The sequence below is a fragment of the Galbibacter sp. PAP.153 genome (genome assembly GCF_037029175.1).
GTDB lineage: Bacteria > Bacteroidota > Bacteroidia > Flavobacteriales > Flavobacteriaceae > Galbibacter > Galbibacter pacificus.
Genome location: NZ_JAZEUN010000006.1, coordinates 99,171 through 116,917 on the forward strand (window position 1 = coordinate 99,171; position 17,747 = coordinate 116,917).

Here is a 17,747-nt window from a genome sequence, read left to right on the forward strand (position 1 = left end):
GATGTATCTGGCCATTTACTAAAAAAATCCCGTGTCTTACATATCTTTTTTCCTTTTCAAAGCATTCGAAATGACCTTTACCTAAGTATATCCAAAAAATGGAGCTCTTAAAAAGTGTTCCACCCAAAGGATATGAAACCGATTATTAACTAAAATTTTAAAATTATGTCATTTTTAAGAGATGCAATCCAATCGTTGGACCCGACACCGGACAAAAAAAAGGAACTAACCCTTGCGGTTAATTTGCTTTTTGAATTAGCAGAACAAAAAAATGCCTTGCAAAAGGAAACTTTAAAACAGTTGCTCAGAACTGCAGGCACGCCCGAAAACCCGACAATTCCTATAACCAATACCCTAGCATTCCATGGGGAGACCAGGGCTTATGTGTCTGAAAATGCCGGCACCCTTGTCGATACGGTTACCGGTGCGATTAAAAAATTCATTGGGGGTGAAGCCGATGGTATCGTTGATGGTATTGGCGAACTTGTTACCGGAGGCTTAGAAGCTATTTTAGGTGCCGGGGAAGGCTCCCAATCAGAAATGCACTCCTACTATATCATAGTAGATGGGCTTTCGATTACCAGGCTTGATATTATGGCCTGGCAGCGAAAAATTGAAGCTACGGGAATTACAAGTGCCATTGAAAATGCAATGACATTTACTGCCGTAAAATCCAGTGTCGATGTTGATAAGATAACCTTCAATACCTTTTTACAGGCATATAAGGAACAATTGGAGAAAATGGATTTTAGCGATAAGGAGCTGATAGAGTTTATCAAAAGATCTAAAGAAATCTTTGAGCTTTTAAAGGATGAGAATTCAAAAAGCAAAAAGCTTGTATCTGCAGGCGCAACGGAGCTCATGAATCCAGGGACTATAAGCAGACTCGATTCTACGGAATTGGTTTCTAAAGGATTTTCTAACGTTCCTTTAATAAAAAAGGGATATACGTATTCATTTCGATTAACCTATGATGTTTACCAAGGCAAAGATTATAAAGGCACGGTAAGAACAGACTGGGAAGTATTCTATAAAGGACATCACCATGGAGTAAGGCCTTCGGATAGGGACATCCACAATCAATTGGTGGTATTGACCGGAGAAGTTGAAGCCTGGTGTGATTCAAGGGATATCCCCTTCCCGGGCGTTGAGGATATTCATGAAAACTATGATTTGGACACAAAATCAGCTCACTAATACATAGGTGAATTATTCTATATAATAGATACGGTCAGGCGGAGGGTTAATTTCTTTACCTGACCATGTCTATTTAGTGCAAGTTATCGACTACTCATAGGACTTCTATCTATCAAGTCCAATTGCCCCTTGGGAGGTCTTCGGTTTTTAATGGGATCATTATATATTTTTTAAAAACCAACCCGAGATAAAAACTCAAATTACTCATTGAATATTCAACGAACCTTAACTTAAGGTTCAGGTAGCTAGATAGATAGCTCATCGTATAACTTTAAAAGTATGCCAAAGTAATAACCGGCTGGTATTTGGAATAAGTATCCTTTTTATTCTTAATAGCATTTTTAGATAAAAAAATCAGCTATGGATATCGCTAAAGCTATTATCCTTCTTCTTGTCCAGCTCCTTTATAAAATATGCCGCCGTAATATCGGTATTGGCCTTAAAAGCAGCCGCAAAGCGAGGGGTAGTGGTAAACCCTACCTCTTTGGCCAAGGCATCATAAGTATAATTTCTAAGTTTTTTGTCGGTTTTTAAAAGCTTGATAAGATGGGCAATCTTTAAACTGTTTACATATTCCTGAAACGTCATCCCCCGGTGTTTCATAATAAGCTGGGAAAGGTATTTGGTATTGGTATCAAAATCATGGGCCACTTTTGGCGAGTTGACATCCTCCGGTAAATACTGTTTTTTGTCTTCAAAGACCTTTAGTTTTTTTAATAATTTAACCTCTGTTTTAGGGCTTAATTGAAAACTTTGTTTTTTAAGGACAGGCTTGGACGCCTTTTTTAATGGAAGTTTCTGGTCATCGGACATAAGTTCCCCAAATCTTTTTTGATACTTCCTTTTAAGATATAAATACCGGATGACCGTAAAGATCAATAAAACAATAATGGTAACCAGGGCCATTTCCAGTAATTTTTCACCGTTCTTTTCAATAAAAAGCTGCCGTTCCACCTTTTGTTTTTCCCGTAATAGATTTTTGAAATCATATTCCTTATGTATTTTATATGCCAGGTACCTGTAGTACTTGTTGATCCGCCTGTCGAATTCGATCAGCCTATCCTTATAAAAATCCTTCTTCCCCGGCTCCGATTTTGAATTGTAGTAAGCAATCAAAAACTCATAGGTTTCCCTTAGGTCAGGCCGTAAATAGCCCGTCCTTTTATAAATGCAGTCCACTTTAATAAGATATTTTACAGCGGTTTGAACCTGGTTCAGGTCTAAGTAGTCCTTTGCGATATAAAAGTAGGCACTGCTTAAATTGGCACTGTCTTTTATAATGGCCGGAGTTTTAACGGATTCGGTCAATAGTCGTAACGACTCTTTGTATTGCTTTTTAAAATACAGGTTAATGCCCTCCGAATGACTGAAGTAAGCATCCATTGAATGGTTGGCCAACCGTTTAGCTTCTTTCAGGCCCAATTCGTTGATCTTGGAAGTAATGCCGTAATTGTGCATCCGGTTATAACAGAGGCCTAAACAATGGAGCGTATTTAGGTACGGTCTTGAATCGGAATTTTTAAAAAACAAGGCACATTGTTGCAATAATGAGACGGCTTCATCAAAATATCCCAGAAAATATTTTGCCATAGCGATATGGTATTTGATTTTATTTCTCAGGTAGCTGTTGGAAGAGTTAAATAAAAAGGAGTTGGCCTTTAGATATAGGTCCAGTGCCCTATCGTGTTGCTTTAAATTATAATATACAATTCCTTTGGTAAGGTAACTGCTCCCGATAAGCACAGTGTCTTTGGCATGGGTAGCGGTGAGGATCATACTATCCGCATATAGGAGTCGCAGGTTTTGTTTTCCGTGATGGAGGTAGTTTTTGTACCCATTGACTGTTTCCGTTATGTTGTGTTCATTTTTGGCTTTATCCAAGAATGCCTCTAGATAGCGTAGCTGCACAGGGTTGCCGTCGTTAAAATTTCTGATACTGTCAAAAAGCGCATCATAGGAACTGTCCGTTAAATGCATATTGGCTACAGAAATATTTTCCTGACAATATCCTTGCATCCGTAATAAAAACAGAAGAATTAGTAAAGCATTTTTCATAGCATTGGTTGTTTTATGTTCAGGGGGCACATAGGAGTACCTCAGACTTTTGTATTTGATAGAAAAGTAGTTGAGGGGACTTCAAATTTAATATAAAACATTGAAAATCAGAATTCAGGTTGTTTGGAGTAGTGCTGTGATTTTCAGAAAAGCAACCCTTATTTTCAGAAAACCGGGGTATAAGTAATTGGCAGGACTGATGCCAATATTTAGCTTTACCGGGAATTCAAAAACAAAAAGATAGCTGTAAAAGTACGGCTATGGTTCTGCTTATCCGGGTAAACTGAACATCCAAAAAATTTTCAGTATTTAAAAACCAAATAACAATGAAAACAATCATAACATATCTTTTTTTGACAATCATAGTAGCCTCCTGTACCCAGGAAGGAATGGCACCCCTGGAGGAATTCAAAACACCTTATCTGACCACCGACCAACCCCTGGTATCCGATTCATTGGACTATTACTACAATAAACTTTATAATGAGTTTATAAATGTGCGAACGGCGGCGATGACACCTGAAGATCACTATGAAACCATTGCCGATCTTTGTACCAATGCCTTTGGGGAACACCTATGGGAGCTTCCCTCAACAGTTCCCACAGATTCCGCGGCAGTCTATTTTGACAAACTAATCGATGATTCAGCGCTCAGTACAGTAGCTAAAAGGCGCCTACGGATAATGACCGACACCTTATTGATACCCAGGGAAAGTTTTCAATACGGGCAGCTTTATGACCATTACGGGACTGGGATTGAAAACGACACACTTTTGCAACCCGGAGATAAACGGGTACTACTTGGAACCCTCTGGTTTATAACCGAGCTGACCCAAGAGGAGCCGATTGTCGGAACTTTAAGTGAAGATGAGGACGACGATGAGGACCGGGAAGATGAGGACTGGGACTTATCGGTAGGCCATGTATACAAATGGCTGGAAGGAAACCTACAGAGTGACGCCCAAGGGATATATAATGCCCTGATCATGGCTCTCGATAATGATTGAGCGGCCCATGAAAGCATAGCGGTTAAGGTGGTTCAACTGCTTTAACCGTTTTATCCCATTCCAATTACGGTACACGGTCACTATATAATACACCTATATGGAGTTTTATTTAAGCCGGTTAAAGGGAAACATATCTTTTATGGAACAATACAGCAGTTCCTATTTTTTATGTATTCTTTTATCGGGAAAATTAACGGTCCGGATCTATGGAGAAACGCATACTTTGAACGACGGTCAATATATAGTGATAGCACAAATCAACAGGACTATATGTACCTTACACGGCAGGGTCCGATTGGCTTTTATACTCATAGGAGGTATCGATTTTCTAACACCTTATTTGACAAATTACCCATTATTATTTATAGCTGTTATTACCGATTCCCATTTAGCGGTATTTTCCCTGAAAAAGGGACAACGGCTGCCGGTGGCAGGATTGTTAAGCTATCTGTGGTATAGATTTCGTAAGGAAATGCCCATCGAACACAAATTCCCGGAATATCTTTTTGCCGGCCTCCGGTTGCTTTTTCGGGAATTGCATGAGAATTTGATTATAAAATTACTGGCTCGATCTTATCATGCTGAGAAACTGTTTTTAGACTTCCTTACAGAGCTTAAGAGAAATAAGGGGAAAAAGCATCGTGTTGGTTATTATGCTTCAAAGTTATATGTAAGTAAGACTTATCTACGCAAAGTAGTTAAGGAGGTCAGTGGAAATCCTCCTCGGTTTTATATCGTAACAACAATCCTTTTTGAATCGAAAAGACTGCTCTATACAGCTAAACCGATCAAAGAGATATCGGACGATATGGGGTTTAATACAATATACCATTTTTCGTCATTCTTCACCAAATATGTCGGTATACCACCAAGCGTCTTTCGAGAACAATCAACAGATTGATAGCATATCAAAAGAAAATACCTCCATAAAGACGCCGGTGCCAGGGAACAGGGAAAGGCAACTGCAATGATTTTAATTAGTATCAAACAAGCAAGACAATGGCGGAAACTTACCAGGAAATTGTCGAGGAGTTTCAAAAGACAAGAACCGAATTACAACTGGACATCTTTATCTCATTTGAACAACTGGAGAGTGGGATCAAGTTTTGTCACCATGTCCTCCAACGTTTAAAGCGGTTGATCATCTTAAAAGGGTTTCAAAACAGCAGGGAGGAGATCCGGTTCTTTAAAAGCCTAAAACCCAAACCGGAATCGTGTTTGCTTTATTTGTATATGGTGCGCAGTTTTAAGCTATTGATGCCGCACATCGGGTATGGAAAGGCAACTTCATTTCATGAACAAGGAAATTCGTAAAATCAATAAGTTTTATAGAAAGCATCGGGAATTTATCTATTACATGAACCGAAAACTTGTCGATAGGGACGATCGCTATTTTATGAGAAAGGCCGAAACGATCCCTGTAAAAATTAAAAAGGGGCACTATCGCAATATGGGTTTTTCGACCCCTTGCGATGTGTTATGGGCCAGGACCAAAGCGATGGATTTATACACAAAATTTATTGAAAAGGAATATAGTGTCCTGAAAAGACAATCGCCCCACCATGTTTCACCTTCCATTGAAAATAAACCATTGCGGTGGACAGCCTCCAAGGCTTCATTAACCGAACTTATTTACGCATTGCACGAGGGCAAGGTCTTTAATTATGGAAATGTTGATATCCAGGAAATAACTTCGCTTTTTGAAGCTTTTTTTGATGTTCGACTACCACATATCTACCGTACCTACGCTGCCATAAAGTCCCGTAAGGGCGCACGGGCACGATTCCTGGAAGAACTTGTATTTCGTCTGTCACAAAAGATGGACAACGAGGACGTTGTGTAATTACATGCCATCTTACCTAAAAGTATACACAGGAAATTTTTAGCATTTCTAAAATATAAAAGCGGTAGTTTTCCCCGATATGTATTCAGATAACCACAAAAGGGCACAGGTACGGCACTTTGTTAAAGTTTCCGGTAATGACATAAGGGCTCTGATAAAAGTTTAACGTTTGACCCGGAATTTTGGCAAAGAAGTTAAATCACGGCAAGGTCGTCATATATGGCATAGGATTATGGCGGCTTTGCTTTAAAAAACCAAAGATGTATGGGAGCAACAATTATTACCACCGAAGATCTGCACCAGTTTAAAATGGAATTGATCGATGAATTAAAACAAGTACTGGACCAGTACAACGGAAATCCTTATAAAAAATGGCTTAAATCCAACGAGGTCCGGGAACTTTTGGGGATTTCTCCCGGGACCTTACAAAACCTGAGGGTCAACGGCACCCTTCCCTATACCAAAATCGGCGGGGTTTTGTATTATGATTACCAGGAAATCATGCAGGTCCTGGAAAACAATAAAATCAACAACCGTTTTTAGGAGATGAAAGGGGAAGTAAACTATATAAAGCACCTTAACGGGGTTTTTGATGTATTTGCTGCGGATTCACGATTAAATCCGACCCATATCAGCTTGTATATGGCGCTTTTCCAGCTATGGAACGCAGCCCGTTTTACCGAGAGCTTCTACATCAGTAGGGAAGAAGTGATGCACCTGTCTAAAATCGGTTCCAAAGCTACCTATCACCGTTGTATAAAAGAGCTGCATCACAGAAATTATGTACTGTATATCCCTTCTCACAATCCGTATAAAGGAAGCAGGATAAAGATGTTCCGATTTGAAACAGCAGGGGAACAAGCTGAGCACCAAAGCTGTATTCATATCGGTACAGGCACTGAACAAGCCTTGGTACCTAAAGATAAACATATACAAACCAAAAGAAACGATAAAACAATAAGGACCCCTGAATTTTTTAAAAATGTTGGTCTCAAAAGTTTTAAGGAAGGCAGAAGACAAAAAAAAAGGATGTCGTTTTCGGACCATCTGAAGACACACTCGGAAAAAAACTACAACGATCCCTTATGAAAAATTACCGGCCACATATTATCAAAGAGGGGGGCGTTGAATTTCAAATTGGAGAATTCAGGGGGGGAACGGTAATGTATGATTTTAAAAAAATGCTCATCTATATGGAGGCCAAAGGGAAACTGCTGTTCGGAAAGAAATTCCGGATCTATAAAAAAGACTACAAGACCCTTTATAAATTATGTGTCTATTACATCCGGGACGAGGACAGTTGCAGGAAACTGGGGATTGACTTCAACAAGGGACTGTTATTGTCCGGCCCGGTAGGGTGTGGCAAAACCACCCTTATGAAACTCATGCGGTATCTGGTACCCCACCGTAAACCCTGTGATCTGATCCCCTGCAGAAACATCGTGTTTGGATTTAACAATATCGGATATCGGATCATTGAACAATACGGAGACCATCGGTTTTATTGCTTTGACGACCTTGGGGCAGAACCGACGGGAAGGCATTTCGGAGTGGATTGCAATGTGTTGGGAGAAATTCTGTTGTCCCGACATGACCTTTTTTTCAAATACAAAGTAAAGACTCACGTCACCACTAATTTAAATGCACAAGAGTTGGAGGAACGCTATGGAAAAAGGGTCCGTAGCAGAATGCGCGAACTCTTTAACTTAGTGGCTTTTGATAAAGGGAGCGGGGATAAAAGGAAATAAAGGAGTTCCGGGCTTTTTACTCATAAATTTCATTCTTCACATAACTAGCATTCAACCAAAAACAATGTTTTGTAAATTCAGTGAGCCCTGTTATTTTATCCGCAACAGGCAGCTCATAGATGTCAGCTGCATTTCTTGCGTGCGGCCGAACGTGACTTATTCGATGCGCTGATTTTTTCGGGAAATATGTTTTTCTAAGGCCCTTATCCGTTACTTCTTTTACAATTTCACCTCTGGAAACCGTTTTGGTCATATGGTCCCAAACTGATTTTGCTTCAAGGATGTCAGAATATGGCATGTTCCAAAATCTCACTTTCCTTAAGATTAAATCCTCACCCTCAAATTGATAGAACACAAAGAAAAACCTACTCTCTAGAATGTTTTTGAAATCCGAATTGTCCCAATCGTTTTCAATCAATTCCCGGTATTTAAAGGTAGGGAATGAAATATCTTCTTTTGGCATGTTGTTTTCTTTAAGGCGAACAGTTTTTACACGAATATCGGCTTTTTCAAATTCTTCGATTTTTTGGCCAAGTTCAAGGCCGAGAATAGCATTCGTAAGATCTGCAAAATAACTTTTGGCCCTTTGGTTCAATTGTAGGCCTAACTCCATTTCAATTTGCACTGCTGATTTTCCGTAAAATGGCTGAAATTTTGATATGACAACCTCTTCAATTGACTGAACGGTATCTAGGATTTCAGGCCGTTTGATTATTTTTCCATAAACGGCACTTTCTTCTTGAGCGATATTGGCAATTATATGATTTACATAGCCTTGTTTTAGCGAATAGGCTCTTTGTTTTGCCTTTTCTTTATTGAAGGGTTGGTCGCGATAAGACTTTAAGGCTGTTGAGCCTTTTGTACAAGCACCAAGATAAAATGTATCGCCTTCTGATAGCTCATGGGCCTTTCCGTCTTTTATCTTTTGATTGATGGTTTCCCAGTCATGCTTGATAATCTTTAAATCTTCGTTGGGGTATTGCCAGCCGTCAATCAATTTTATCGTGTAGTCTAATAAATCTATCTTTTTATCATGTAGATAAAATACCAAAAGCAAATGGGCGTTTTTTTTCAAGAAAGAACTGTTTTCAAAGGCCTCTTTATGGACTTCCAAATAGTTGATGATATTTAAGACAAGCCTTTCTTTGGAGCGGAATTCTCCATTTTTCAGGGTTTTTAAGGGACTTGATTTAAGTTCAAGGCACGCTTCTTTAAAATCAGGTTCGGCATCAGAATTTGGTTCATAGCCGAAATAGAACTTTTCTAAAATTTGACCATAATTCCCTTTTCCTCTATAACCGTGCTTCTTGATCTCTTCTCCACAAGCTTGTCTTAAAGATTGGTCCTTTAACTTTTTAGCAAACTCAATTATTGAATCTGCCGAAGTAATATCAAGCATATTCAAATTGATTTATTTGTTTATAGAGCTCTTCCCCGATTTTTTCTATTACCCCAACAACAAGTGCGTTTCCCATAAAGAAAGCCCGTTTTGTATCTGTAATCCCTTCGAGCTTGGTGTGATTATCTGGAAACATATTCAGCCTTTCCAATTCTATTGGCGTTAATCTTCTCAAGCCCCTGTCCGAGGTGACTACATGTTTGAATCTTGATGGGGTTTTCCCACCTTCTCCCGTAATAATTGTTCTCGAAGCATTATCCAAGGCATCCGGGTATATCATGCCCCCTTCAGAATATTTATATTTATGTCCTTCGCTCGATATCCGTTCAATAGTTTTTGAACCTTTTAAATACTCCCATTTCTCTTGGTCTTTTTCATCAATGAAAAATTCACTTGTGACTTCTCCATTTTGTAAAATATCACCTAAAACCATATAGTCCCCGTCATAATTGGGTTTTGTATTCGTTGTTAAAACTTTTCCCTTTATCAGTAAGCCGGTATTTTGAAAGGGGGACAATTTTCCTGTTTTATTGAAGTTGTTTGTTATTTCAACTAAATCTCCCTTTAATTGGACTTCTTGAATGGGGTTTGTTTTAGTAACCGGAAAGGTACTTGCAATAGTGCCCTGTTTTGTTAGCCAGTCAATTTTGTCGGTTTTTAGAATTTGTTTATAAATTTCTGTGGATTTATGATAACCAATAAAAAAAACCCTTCTTCTTCTTTGCGGCATTCCGTATTCGGCTGCATTTATTACTCGCCATTCGACGGCATACCCGAGCTCATTTAAACTTTGAAGCATCACGGCAAAATCACGCCCTCTCTGTTTTGCCGGTGATTTTAAAAGCCGGTCAACATTTTCTAGGAAAAGATATTTTGGTTTGTTTTTTTTCTCTTCCAGAATTCTGTGGATTGACCACCAAAGAACGCCTTTTTTCCCTTTCAACCCTTTTGAATTGTTCAAGGTTGTCGCAACCGAATAATCTTGGCAGGGAAAACCTCCGCATAGGACATCATGGTCTGGTATCTCGTCTGTTGGCACTGTTGCAATATCTTGATTTGAATGGTTCTCTTTACCGAACCTTGCTTCATAAACCATTGAAGCATGTTGTTTTTTGGTAGATGGTTCCCATTGATTACTCCAAACAACTTTATAGTTGCTTTTCTCAAGCCCGAGACGAAAACCACCGACCCCTGCAAACAATTCTACTACTTTTAATGTCTTATTTTCCATTCGCTTGAGTTTTATAATATTTGATTTTCTCTCCGGCTACTTTGAGTATTTCAAACGTTGATTCTGTATATTTTAATTCGTCCGCAATTTTTTCTGAATACCAATTTATTGTTAGTTCACTCTCTGAGAGCCCATAAAACCTTGAAAGTCTAATGAGTTGTTCCATGGTTGGTTTTCTTTCATTTTTTTCGAACTTACTGATAAGTGATTGATCGATATCTACTTTAGCCGCCACTTTTCGCAGAATCAATTCTTTTTCTTCTCTGGCAGATTTCAATATTTCACCTAATGTTTTCATTGGTCAAAATTATTTTAGACATATATTGTCCAAATCTATAGAAACGTTTTGGATTTTTAATCTTTTAATCCTGATTATTTTTTCGCATGTTGATAGCAGGTGGGGAAGCACTTTGGTTTTATGGTATTGCCTCAACGATTACCACTGTTGTGGGGATAAAAGGAAATAAGAGGCGGTTGTTTCATGACTTTTTACCTCTTAACTATTTTTTTCGTTTGTAATGTAACTGCGTTAACCCAGTGTCGAATGCTTTTACAGTGATAAATTCAAGCAATTGTTCGGGCCTGCCGTCTTTGAACAATCGGGTTCCATTACCTAATAATACGGGGATAACTGAAATGATAAATGTATCGATCAAGTCATTTTTTAGAAGTTCATTTATTACTTCTGCACCTCCATCACAATAAATACCCTTCCCGTTCTCAGCTTTTAATTGTTGAACCAAATCGGTCAAGCTTCCTGTATAAAAGGTTGTCCTGCCTGCTTTTGGTTTTTGGGTCCGGGTAATAACATACACATCCCTTTGCCCATTGTCGTAATGAGATGGACCAATTTCCTTAAGCACGTAATCATAGGTTTTTCTACCAACGATTAGGGTATCAATTGTATCAGTAAATTGCGTGTATCCGTAATCTTCACCTTCTTTTTCTACTAATTTTAAGAAATTGAGGTCGTCATTGGGTTTTGCGATATAGCCGTCTAAACTTGTGGCAATGAAAAGTGATATTTTACGCATTTATCCTAAATTTTAATGTGACTGCAAAATTAATGTATGCAAACTGTAGTGCCTTGTAAAAATACAATAATTTAAAGTTGCGATAGCTCATTTTTTTATTTTGTGGGCGGTATTGGTCAGACTTGAGTGGTCTGGCAATCATGTTCTAGAACAAGGACTGAAAGACGGTAACAAATTGTCATTTGACTCGTCTAAATGGAACTAATATGTTTTTATATGCGAATGACCCTCCTTTTGATATCGACCATTTTTTATTTAAATGCTTTTGCCCAAAGCCCTACTATAGAACCATTTAAAAGGGACCGTTTATTAATTGTCAAAAAGAAACCTAAAAAGGGGTTTTATCACGACTATATTATATTTGTCCCAAAGGGGACGCCTATGGACAAAGAAACATTCCTGCTGGTGGAACCAAACAACACTGGTAGGGCTTCGGACAGTATTACGGTCCACAGAGATCATGCAATTGATTTGGCATCGGTAAGTTCTGTAGGAAATAATGCCGCCACGATGCTAAAAATACCCTTGCTTGTCCCGGTTTTTCCGAGGCCGGCATCCAGGGAATTAATATATACCCATGCTTTGGACAGGGATGTTATCTTGGAAAAATCAGTTGAGCTAAAGCGCCTAGACTTACAATTACTGGCCATGGTAGACGATGGGAAAAGGGTATTGGACTCTATGGGGATTAAAGTTGACTCAAAAATTTTCATGAATGGTTTTTCAGCCTCGGCTACGTTTACAAATCGGTTTTCTTTTATTCATCCGGAGCTTATAAAAGCACTGGCCATTGGGGGATTTAATGGAGAACTTATGCTTCCTCAAAATAAAATCAATGGGGTCTCATTAAATTATCCCATTGGGATAAATGATTTTACGGAGCTGTTCGGGAAAGAATTTGCTATTCATGCCTATCAAAAGATTCCTCAGTTCATTTATATGGGGGAGTTAGATCAAAATGATGCTGTACAATTTACTGATGCCTACAGTGATGATGAACGCCAGGCAATTAACCACAATATTGGGGCAAAGGTACAGGAGCGGTATCTGCAATGTCAGGAACTTTATCGGGAAAAGAGGATCTTCCCAATTTTCAAAACCTATAAGGACGTAGGTCATTGGACTGCCCCGGCGATGAATTTTGAGGTCATAAAATTCTTTTTTAGTCAAATGCAGGAAAAATAAAAAATCAATGCAATCCATAGCCCATTCCTTGGCCCATATCCAAATCCCGCATGGATTCCCATGCTAAACGCAAAAACCCATTCTCCGCCCCAGAACTCATTATACCCCATACCCCGCCCAATGCCGATTCCACACTTTTACATCCTTAAAAGCCGCATCCGTTAATAGCAATTCCCAATCATTTAAATAGTTTCTCTATACCTGTTTATTACCCTCAAAACTCTCCTTCAGCCAAAATCACTTTCGTTTCCAATACGCATATTCCTGTCCGTTTTAGGGAGGGCTACATTATCAGCACCCTTTTCCCCAAATCTTTCCATGGCTAATACTATTTTGCGTGGTATTAGGGATTTCCATATAAATATTTCTCTACTTCAGCTACGGTATACGGATGTATTAATTCGACCCTTAGGTCATTTGAAAAAAGTTATGCAAACTGCTAAATAGCAGTAAATTATAATTCATTATTTTTATGCTTGTGCAGCGTGCAAAAATACTTGTTTGTCCAATGGTAAAATGAATAACTAAAGAAGAATGCCTATAGCTATTTACCGCAAGGGTTTGTCAATTTAATAAAGCGGGGCGGGTTGAATGCCTGCATTATAAAAACCATGGAAATATCTATGAGGAGATTGGCAGAAAACGGATGGATATTGCCATGATTGGAAAATATGTTTAATATCTACCTGATTATTGTTTTAGACCCAAACAGGGTTTGCTGCGGGGATGTTCGAATCAGCTTGAAGGCTTCCTTAACAAATACATCCATATGACCCTTGATTTCCTGAAGTTAAAGGTACTTGCCAAAATAGCCATTATACATATGATGGACAAGGTGTATAAATAGCTCATGCCAAACACAAAAATGCTTAAAATGAAAACGCTGAACATTTCTGAAACTGCCAAGGCGTAACTAATGTACATGGCCCCAAAGAAATAACCCGGTTCTCTTTCAAAACTATACCCGCATTGGTCACATTGTTTTTTCATCTTTGGCATTTGAAAAAGTATGGGATTGCCTTTTGTTAAGAAAACGGAACTGCTTTTACAATTGGGACATTTTTCTTTTAAGATGTTTAACATTGTATCCATTTTAAATTATTTAGATGCTGGCAAAGGTCAGTATTTAATATAGTTAATTTGTTGTTCTATTGGAGTTATAATTTGTACTTTTAAGACATTATATTAGGTGTAAGGTTTGATGCGGGATATTAAAATATTACAACTCAGGGATTTTGATCGACAAGAAATTAAAGGGCATTTTTATGTGAATCTCCTTGAAGATCATTTAGTACAGCATGATCGTGAAATCAGGGGTTTGCATAAACACGATTTCTTTTTGGTAGTGATTTTTACCTCAGGATCTGGTTTTCATGAAATAGATTTTAACACCTATGAGGTAAAACCGGGAAGTATTTTTATGCTCAGACCTGGACAGACCCACTATTGGAAACTTTCAAAAAATAGCAGGGGGTATATTTTCTTTCATGATCAGTACTTCTATGAATCTCCTTATTTAAAACGCTCTGTTTATGACTTTCCTTTTTATGGCTCCATTCACAATCCTCCTTTTTTATATTTAGATGTTGAATTGCTGTCCGGAACCGTTGTGAAATTTAAAGAGCTGCTTTCCATTTATAAAGAGGCTGCATATATGATAAACAGGAGGTTACAAAGCTTGACGGATTTGATATATAGTGAAATCTCTGAAATGTATTTATTACAGGAAAATGTTGAAAAAGTAAAATCAAATGTATACTTAAAGCAATTCAGGGCCTTTGAAGGGCTGTTGGAGGAATTCTACAGGGTTAACAGATATCCGTCTTATTATGCGGAAAAGATGCACATCACTCCAAAGCACCTCAATCGAATCGTGAAGACTACTATTGGTAAGAGCGCTACCGAATTAATTAATGAGAGGGTATTATTAGAGGCCAAGAGGATGATCGTGTCCGCTGTTGGGTCATTGTCAGAGATAGCTTATAGTTTGGGTTTTGAGGATTATGCTTATTTTTCAAGGTGGTTTAAATTAAGAACCGGAAAGGAACCGTCAAAAATGATAAAAGGCTGATCGTGTTGTCAGAGAATTGAATATCCCTGTCTTTATTTTCTTTTGATATTTTATATAGATATGGCATAGGGTTAGAATATTTATAGAAAGATTATTGTAAAGTAAGATACTGTGCTATCATTTTAATAATCCTTTTATGTTTCGTTACAAAGGGGTTTGTTTTGTCCCATACGTAGCCCGCCAAAACAGCACATATTTGCTCTTTAATTTTTGGATTTTCGGGACGGTGGAAAAATAACGTTTGAAGATTTCCAGCATACCACTCTTTTACATAAGAAGCAAATACATCCACACCTTCTTTAATATATTGAGTATATTCTTTTTCCCAGTTTACTGTATTTTGATTTGATTCTTTAATGATAAGTTTTGCTGCTTTTAATGCAGATTCTGTTGCAAAAGTAACCCCCGATGAAAATACGGGATCGAGAAATTCAGCACTGTTCCCTGTTAATACATATCCCTTGCCATATAGTTTTTTCACCGATTTGGAATAATTTTTAATGTATACGGGCTCAAACAGATATTCTAGTTCTTTAAAACGTTCATGATAATAATTGGATAATTGAAGCATTTGGGAGAGCCTCTTGCTTGTAGAGCCCTTGTACGATTCAACAAAGTCGGTTTTTCCTACATAGCCAATACTAGTAACCCCATTGGAAAATGGAATTACCCAAAGCCATGTATCTTTGTCGATTACGTCAAAAGTAATGAGTGTCCCTTCTTGCCCCTTTGGGCGCCTTACATCTTTTACGTGGGTAAAAATGGAGGAATGTTCTGGAATGGCCGATGGCTTATCCAGATCAAGCAATCTCGGGAGCACTCTTCCATATCCGCTTGAATCTATAATATAATTTGCCTTGATGGTATATTTGTTTCCTAGGGGATCTTTTATGGTTGTTGTTGAAATTCCTTCATCGTTAAAAATCACATCCACAACTTGATGTTCAAAGCATATATCAACACCTCTTTTAATCAATTCGGAAGCTAGGACATTATCAAAATCGGCTCTGGGGACCTGCCAGGTCCAATCCCAGCCAGGAGTGTGTTTTTTACTGAAATCAAAATTGCATATAATGTCATTTTTTAAAAACCGCGCCCCAGATTTAACCTCAAAATTAGCGTCTTTTAAACAATTCAATAGATCAACTTCTTCAAAATGATCCATGCATCGCGGCAATAAACTTTCTCCAATAACAAATCTTGGGAATTTGGATTTTTCTATTACCTTGATATTTATTCCATTATTGTGAAGGTGTGAAGCGGCAACGCAACCAGAGGGTCCAGCCCCTATTATTAAAACATCAACATTGGTATTTGGTATCATTTCTATAGGATAGTACTATTTATTATTAATAAATTTGTAAACCAAAATAACTATTTTATTTTTACTTTTTTAAAATTTAAACTTTTTAGATGTTAACACTCAATGGTAAATTGGAGATAGAAGACTTTTATAGTGTTCTATTCCAGGGTTGCACAGTTCGAGTAGATGAAGGTGTATATAAAATAATTGATAAAAGCCATAATTTCTTAAAAAAATTCTCCGAAAATAAGATTATATATGGTGTTAATACAGGCTTTGGCCCAATGGCCCAATACAAGATAGAGGATTCCAAGAGGGTTCAGCTACAATATAATTTAATAAGAAGTCATGCATCGGGAACAGGAAACCCTATCCCTCCCTTATATGTAAAAGCGGCAATGTTGGCCAGGTTAAACACATTGTCGTTGGGGAATTCGGGGGTCCATAAGTCTGTTATTGAATTAATGACAGTATTAATAAACAAGGACATTACACCTCTGATATACGAGCATGGTGGCGTTGGTGCGAGCGGGGACTTGGTTCAGTTGGCTCATTTGGCACTGGTGTTAATTGGTGAAGGAGAAGTTTTTTACAAAGAAGAATGGAAAAAAGCCTCAGAAGTGTATAAGGCAGAAGGCATAACTCCCATTAATGTTGTATTGCGTGAAGGGCTTGCATTGATAAACGGGACTTCTGTAATGACGGGAATAGGAATTGTGAATTCCATATATGCCCGACGACTATTGAATTGGTCTATTGGTTGCTCTGCAGCAATAAATGAAATTGTACAAGCCTACGACGATCATTTATCTCAGGAGCTAAACAATACAAAAAAACATATTGGCCAACGGGCTATCGCTAAAATAATGAGAGATCATTTAAAAGACAGTTCGCTGACCAGAAAAAGGGAACACCATTTGTATGATGTGAAGGAGGAAGTATCGGTATTTGAAGACAAAGTACAAGAATACTATTCATTACGTTGTGTGCCACAAATTTTAGGACCTGTTTTAGACACGCTTAATTGTACCGAAAGGATTTTAATAGAAGAAGTAAATTCAGCTAACGATAACCCTATTGTGAGCATTGAAAGCGAGCACGTATATCATGGGGGGAATTTTCATGGCGATTATGTGTCGCTAGAAATGGACAAATTAAAAATTGTAGTGGCCAAAATGAGCATGCTGGCCGAAAGACAATTAAACTATCTTTTAAATTCTAAATTAAACAATATACTTACACCATTTGTTAACTTAGGTACGTTAGGGCTCAATTTTGGGATGCAAGGCGTGCAATTTACAGCAACTTCCACAACTGCCGAAAACCAAATGTTGTCCAATTCCATGTATGTGCACAGCATCCCTAACAATAACGACAATCAGGATATTGTGAGTATGGGGACAAACTCGGCTCTTATCACAAAAAAAGTTATAGAAAACACATTTGAAGTTATAGGTATTGAGCTTATTACCATTGTGCAGGCCATAGAATATTTAGGTGTCCAGAATAAAGTATCCTCAAAAACTAAAGCCATGTACGATACAATTAGAAAAGTTGTTCCGGCTTTTAAAGAAGATCTTGTTATGTACCCATATGTAAATAAGGTAAAAGAGATTATAATGAATAGCGAAATTTAAATTTTTTAAGTAATTTATTGGCATACAAACACTAAAA

Annotated in this window: 18 protein-coding genes; 11 read left to right on the forward strand and 7 right to left on the reverse strand. The window is 37.9% G+C overall.

Annotation, left to right across the window (positions count from 1 at the left end):
* The first annotated feature begins 165 nt into the window (after positions 1-165).
* On the forward strand, positions 166-1,197 hold the full coding sequence (locus UXI14_RS04915) for a hypothetical protein (RefSeq protein WP_335965134.1): 1,032 nt from the start codon (positions 166-168) through the stop codon (positions 1,195-1,197).
* 354 nt (positions 1,198-1,551) lie between these two features.
* On the opposite strand, the gene UXI14_RS04920 is transcribed toward UXI14_RS04915, so the two are convergent.
* Positions 1,552-3,252, reverse strand: a complete 1,701-nt coding sequence (locus tag UXI14_RS04920) for a helix-turn-helix domain-containing protein (RefSeq protein WP_335965135.1) — start codon at positions 3,250-3,252, stop codon at positions 1,552-1,554.
* A 326-nt stretch (positions 3,253-3,578) separates the two neighbouring features.
* On the opposite strand from UXI14_RS04920, the gene UXI14_RS04925 reads away from it, so the two are divergent.
* From UXI14_RS04925 to UXI14_RS04955, 7 genes are all read left to right on the forward strand, one after another.
* Entirely contained in the window at positions 3,579-4,259 is a 681-nt protein-coding gene (locus UXI14_RS04925) for a hypothetical protein (protein WP_335965136.1), read from the forward strand.
* A 97-nt stretch (positions 4,260-4,356) separates the two neighbouring features.
* Complete coding sequence (locus UXI14_RS04930) at positions 4,357-5,160, forward strand: helix-turn-helix domain-containing protein (protein ID WP_335965137.1); 804 nt, start codon at positions 4,357-4,359, stop codon at positions 5,158-5,160.
* Positions 5,161-5,258: 98 nt separating this feature from the next.
* Positions 5,259-5,573: a hypothetical protein gene (locus tag UXI14_RS04935; protein ID WP_335965138.1), complete on the forward strand. Its 315-nt coding sequence runs from the start codon at positions 5,259-5,261 to the stop codon at positions 5,571-5,573.
* Positions 5,554-6,102: an RteC domain-containing protein gene (locus tag UXI14_RS04940; RefSeq protein ID WP_335965139.1), complete on the forward strand. Its 549-nt coding sequence runs from the start codon at positions 5,554-5,556 to the stop codon at positions 6,100-6,102. The genes UXI14_RS04935 and UXI14_RS04940 overlap by 20 nt, the downstream gene beginning before the upstream one ends.
* 264 nt (positions 6,103-6,366) lie before the next feature.
* The gene (locus UXI14_RS04945; RefSeq protein ID WP_335965140.1) at positions 6,367-6,645 is read left to right on the forward strand and encodes a helix-turn-helix domain-containing protein; all 279 of its coding nucleotides are present in this window, start codon (positions 6,367-6,369) and stop codon (positions 6,643-6,645) included.
* A 3-nt stretch (positions 6,646-6,648) separates the two neighbouring features.
* A complete protein-coding gene (locus UXI14_RS04950; RefSeq protein WP_335965141.1) occupies positions 6,649-7,191 on the forward strand; it encodes a hypothetical protein in 543 nt (180 codons plus the stop codon).
* Positions 7,188-7,850 (forward strand): ATPase, encoded by a 663-nt coding sequence (locus UXI14_RS04955; protein WP_335965142.1) that lies wholly within the window; start codon positions 7,188-7,190, stop codon positions 7,848-7,850. The genes UXI14_RS04950 and UXI14_RS04955 overlap by 4 nt, the downstream gene beginning before the upstream one ends.
* A 16-nt stretch (positions 7,851-7,866) precedes the next feature.
* Here UXI14_RS04955 and UXI14_RS04960 read toward each other — a convergent pair whose 3' ends face one another.
* The 4 genes from UXI14_RS04960 to UXI14_RS04975 form a co-directional block, all read right to left on the reverse strand.
* Positions 7,867-9,249, reverse strand: coding sequence for a Sau3AI family type II restriction endonuclease (locus UXI14_RS04960; RefSeq protein WP_335965143.1), 1,383 nt, complete (start codon positions 9,247-9,249; stop codon positions 7,867-7,869).
* Positions 9,242-10,480, reverse strand: a complete 1,239-nt coding sequence (gene dcm, locus UXI14_RS04965; RefSeq protein WP_335965144.1) for a DNA (cytosine-5-)-methyltransferase — start codon at positions 10,478-10,480, stop codon at positions 9,242-9,244. Before dcm ends, UXI14_RS04960 begins: the two co-directional genes overlap by 8 nt.
* Positions 10,470-10,778, reverse strand: a complete 309-nt coding sequence (locus UXI14_RS04970) for a helix-turn-helix transcriptional regulator (protein WP_335965145.1) — start codon at positions 10,776-10,778, stop codon at positions 10,470-10,472. The genes dcm and UXI14_RS04970 overlap by 11 nt, the downstream gene beginning before the upstream one ends.
* Before the next feature lie 202 nt (positions 10,779-10,980).
* The gene (locus UXI14_RS04975; RefSeq protein ID WP_335965146.1) at positions 10,981-11,514 is read right to left on the reverse strand and encodes a dihydrofolate reductase family protein; all 534 of its coding nucleotides are present in this window, start codon (positions 11,512-11,514) and stop codon (positions 10,981-10,983) included.
* 381 nt (positions 11,515-11,895) lie between these two features.
* Between UXI14_RS04975 and UXI14_RS04980 the strand changes: the two genes are divergently transcribed.
* Positions 11,896-12,699, forward strand: coding sequence for a hypothetical protein (locus UXI14_RS04980; protein WP_277900042.1), 804 nt, complete (start codon positions 11,896-11,898; stop codon positions 12,697-12,699).
* A gap of 735 nt (positions 12,700-13,434) precedes the next feature.
* Here UXI14_RS04980 and UXI14_RS04985 read toward each other — a convergent pair.
* A complete protein-coding gene (locus tag UXI14_RS04985; protein WP_277900041.1) occupies positions 13,435-13,689 on the reverse strand; it encodes a DUF983 domain-containing protein in 255 nt (84 codons plus the stop codon).
* A gap of 277 nt (positions 13,690-13,966) precedes the next feature.
* On the opposite strand from UXI14_RS04985, the gene UXI14_RS04990 reads away from it, so the two are divergent.
* A complete protein-coding gene (locus tag UXI14_RS04990; RefSeq protein ID WP_335965147.1) occupies positions 13,967-14,770 on the forward strand; it encodes a helix-turn-helix transcriptional regulator in 804 nt (267 codons plus the stop codon).
* A gap of 91 nt (positions 14,771-14,861) precedes the next feature.
* On the opposite strand, the gene UXI14_RS04995 is transcribed toward UXI14_RS04990, so the two are convergent.
* Positions 14,862-16,094, reverse strand: coding sequence for an NAD(P)/FAD-dependent oxidoreductase (locus tag UXI14_RS04995; protein WP_335965148.1), 1,233 nt, complete (start codon positions 16,092-16,094; stop codon positions 14,862-14,864).
* Positions 16,095-16,183: 89 nt separating this feature from the next.
* Between UXI14_RS04995 and UXI14_RS05000 the strand changes: the two genes are divergently transcribed.
* Positions 16,184-17,710 carry an aromatic amino acid ammonia-lyase gene (locus tag UXI14_RS05000; RefSeq protein WP_335965149.1) on the forward strand — a complete coding sequence of 509 codons (1,527 nt, stop codon included), beginning with the start codon at positions 16,184-16,186 and terminating at the stop codon, positions 17,708-17,710.
* Positions 17,711-17,747: the final 37 nt, after the last annotated feature.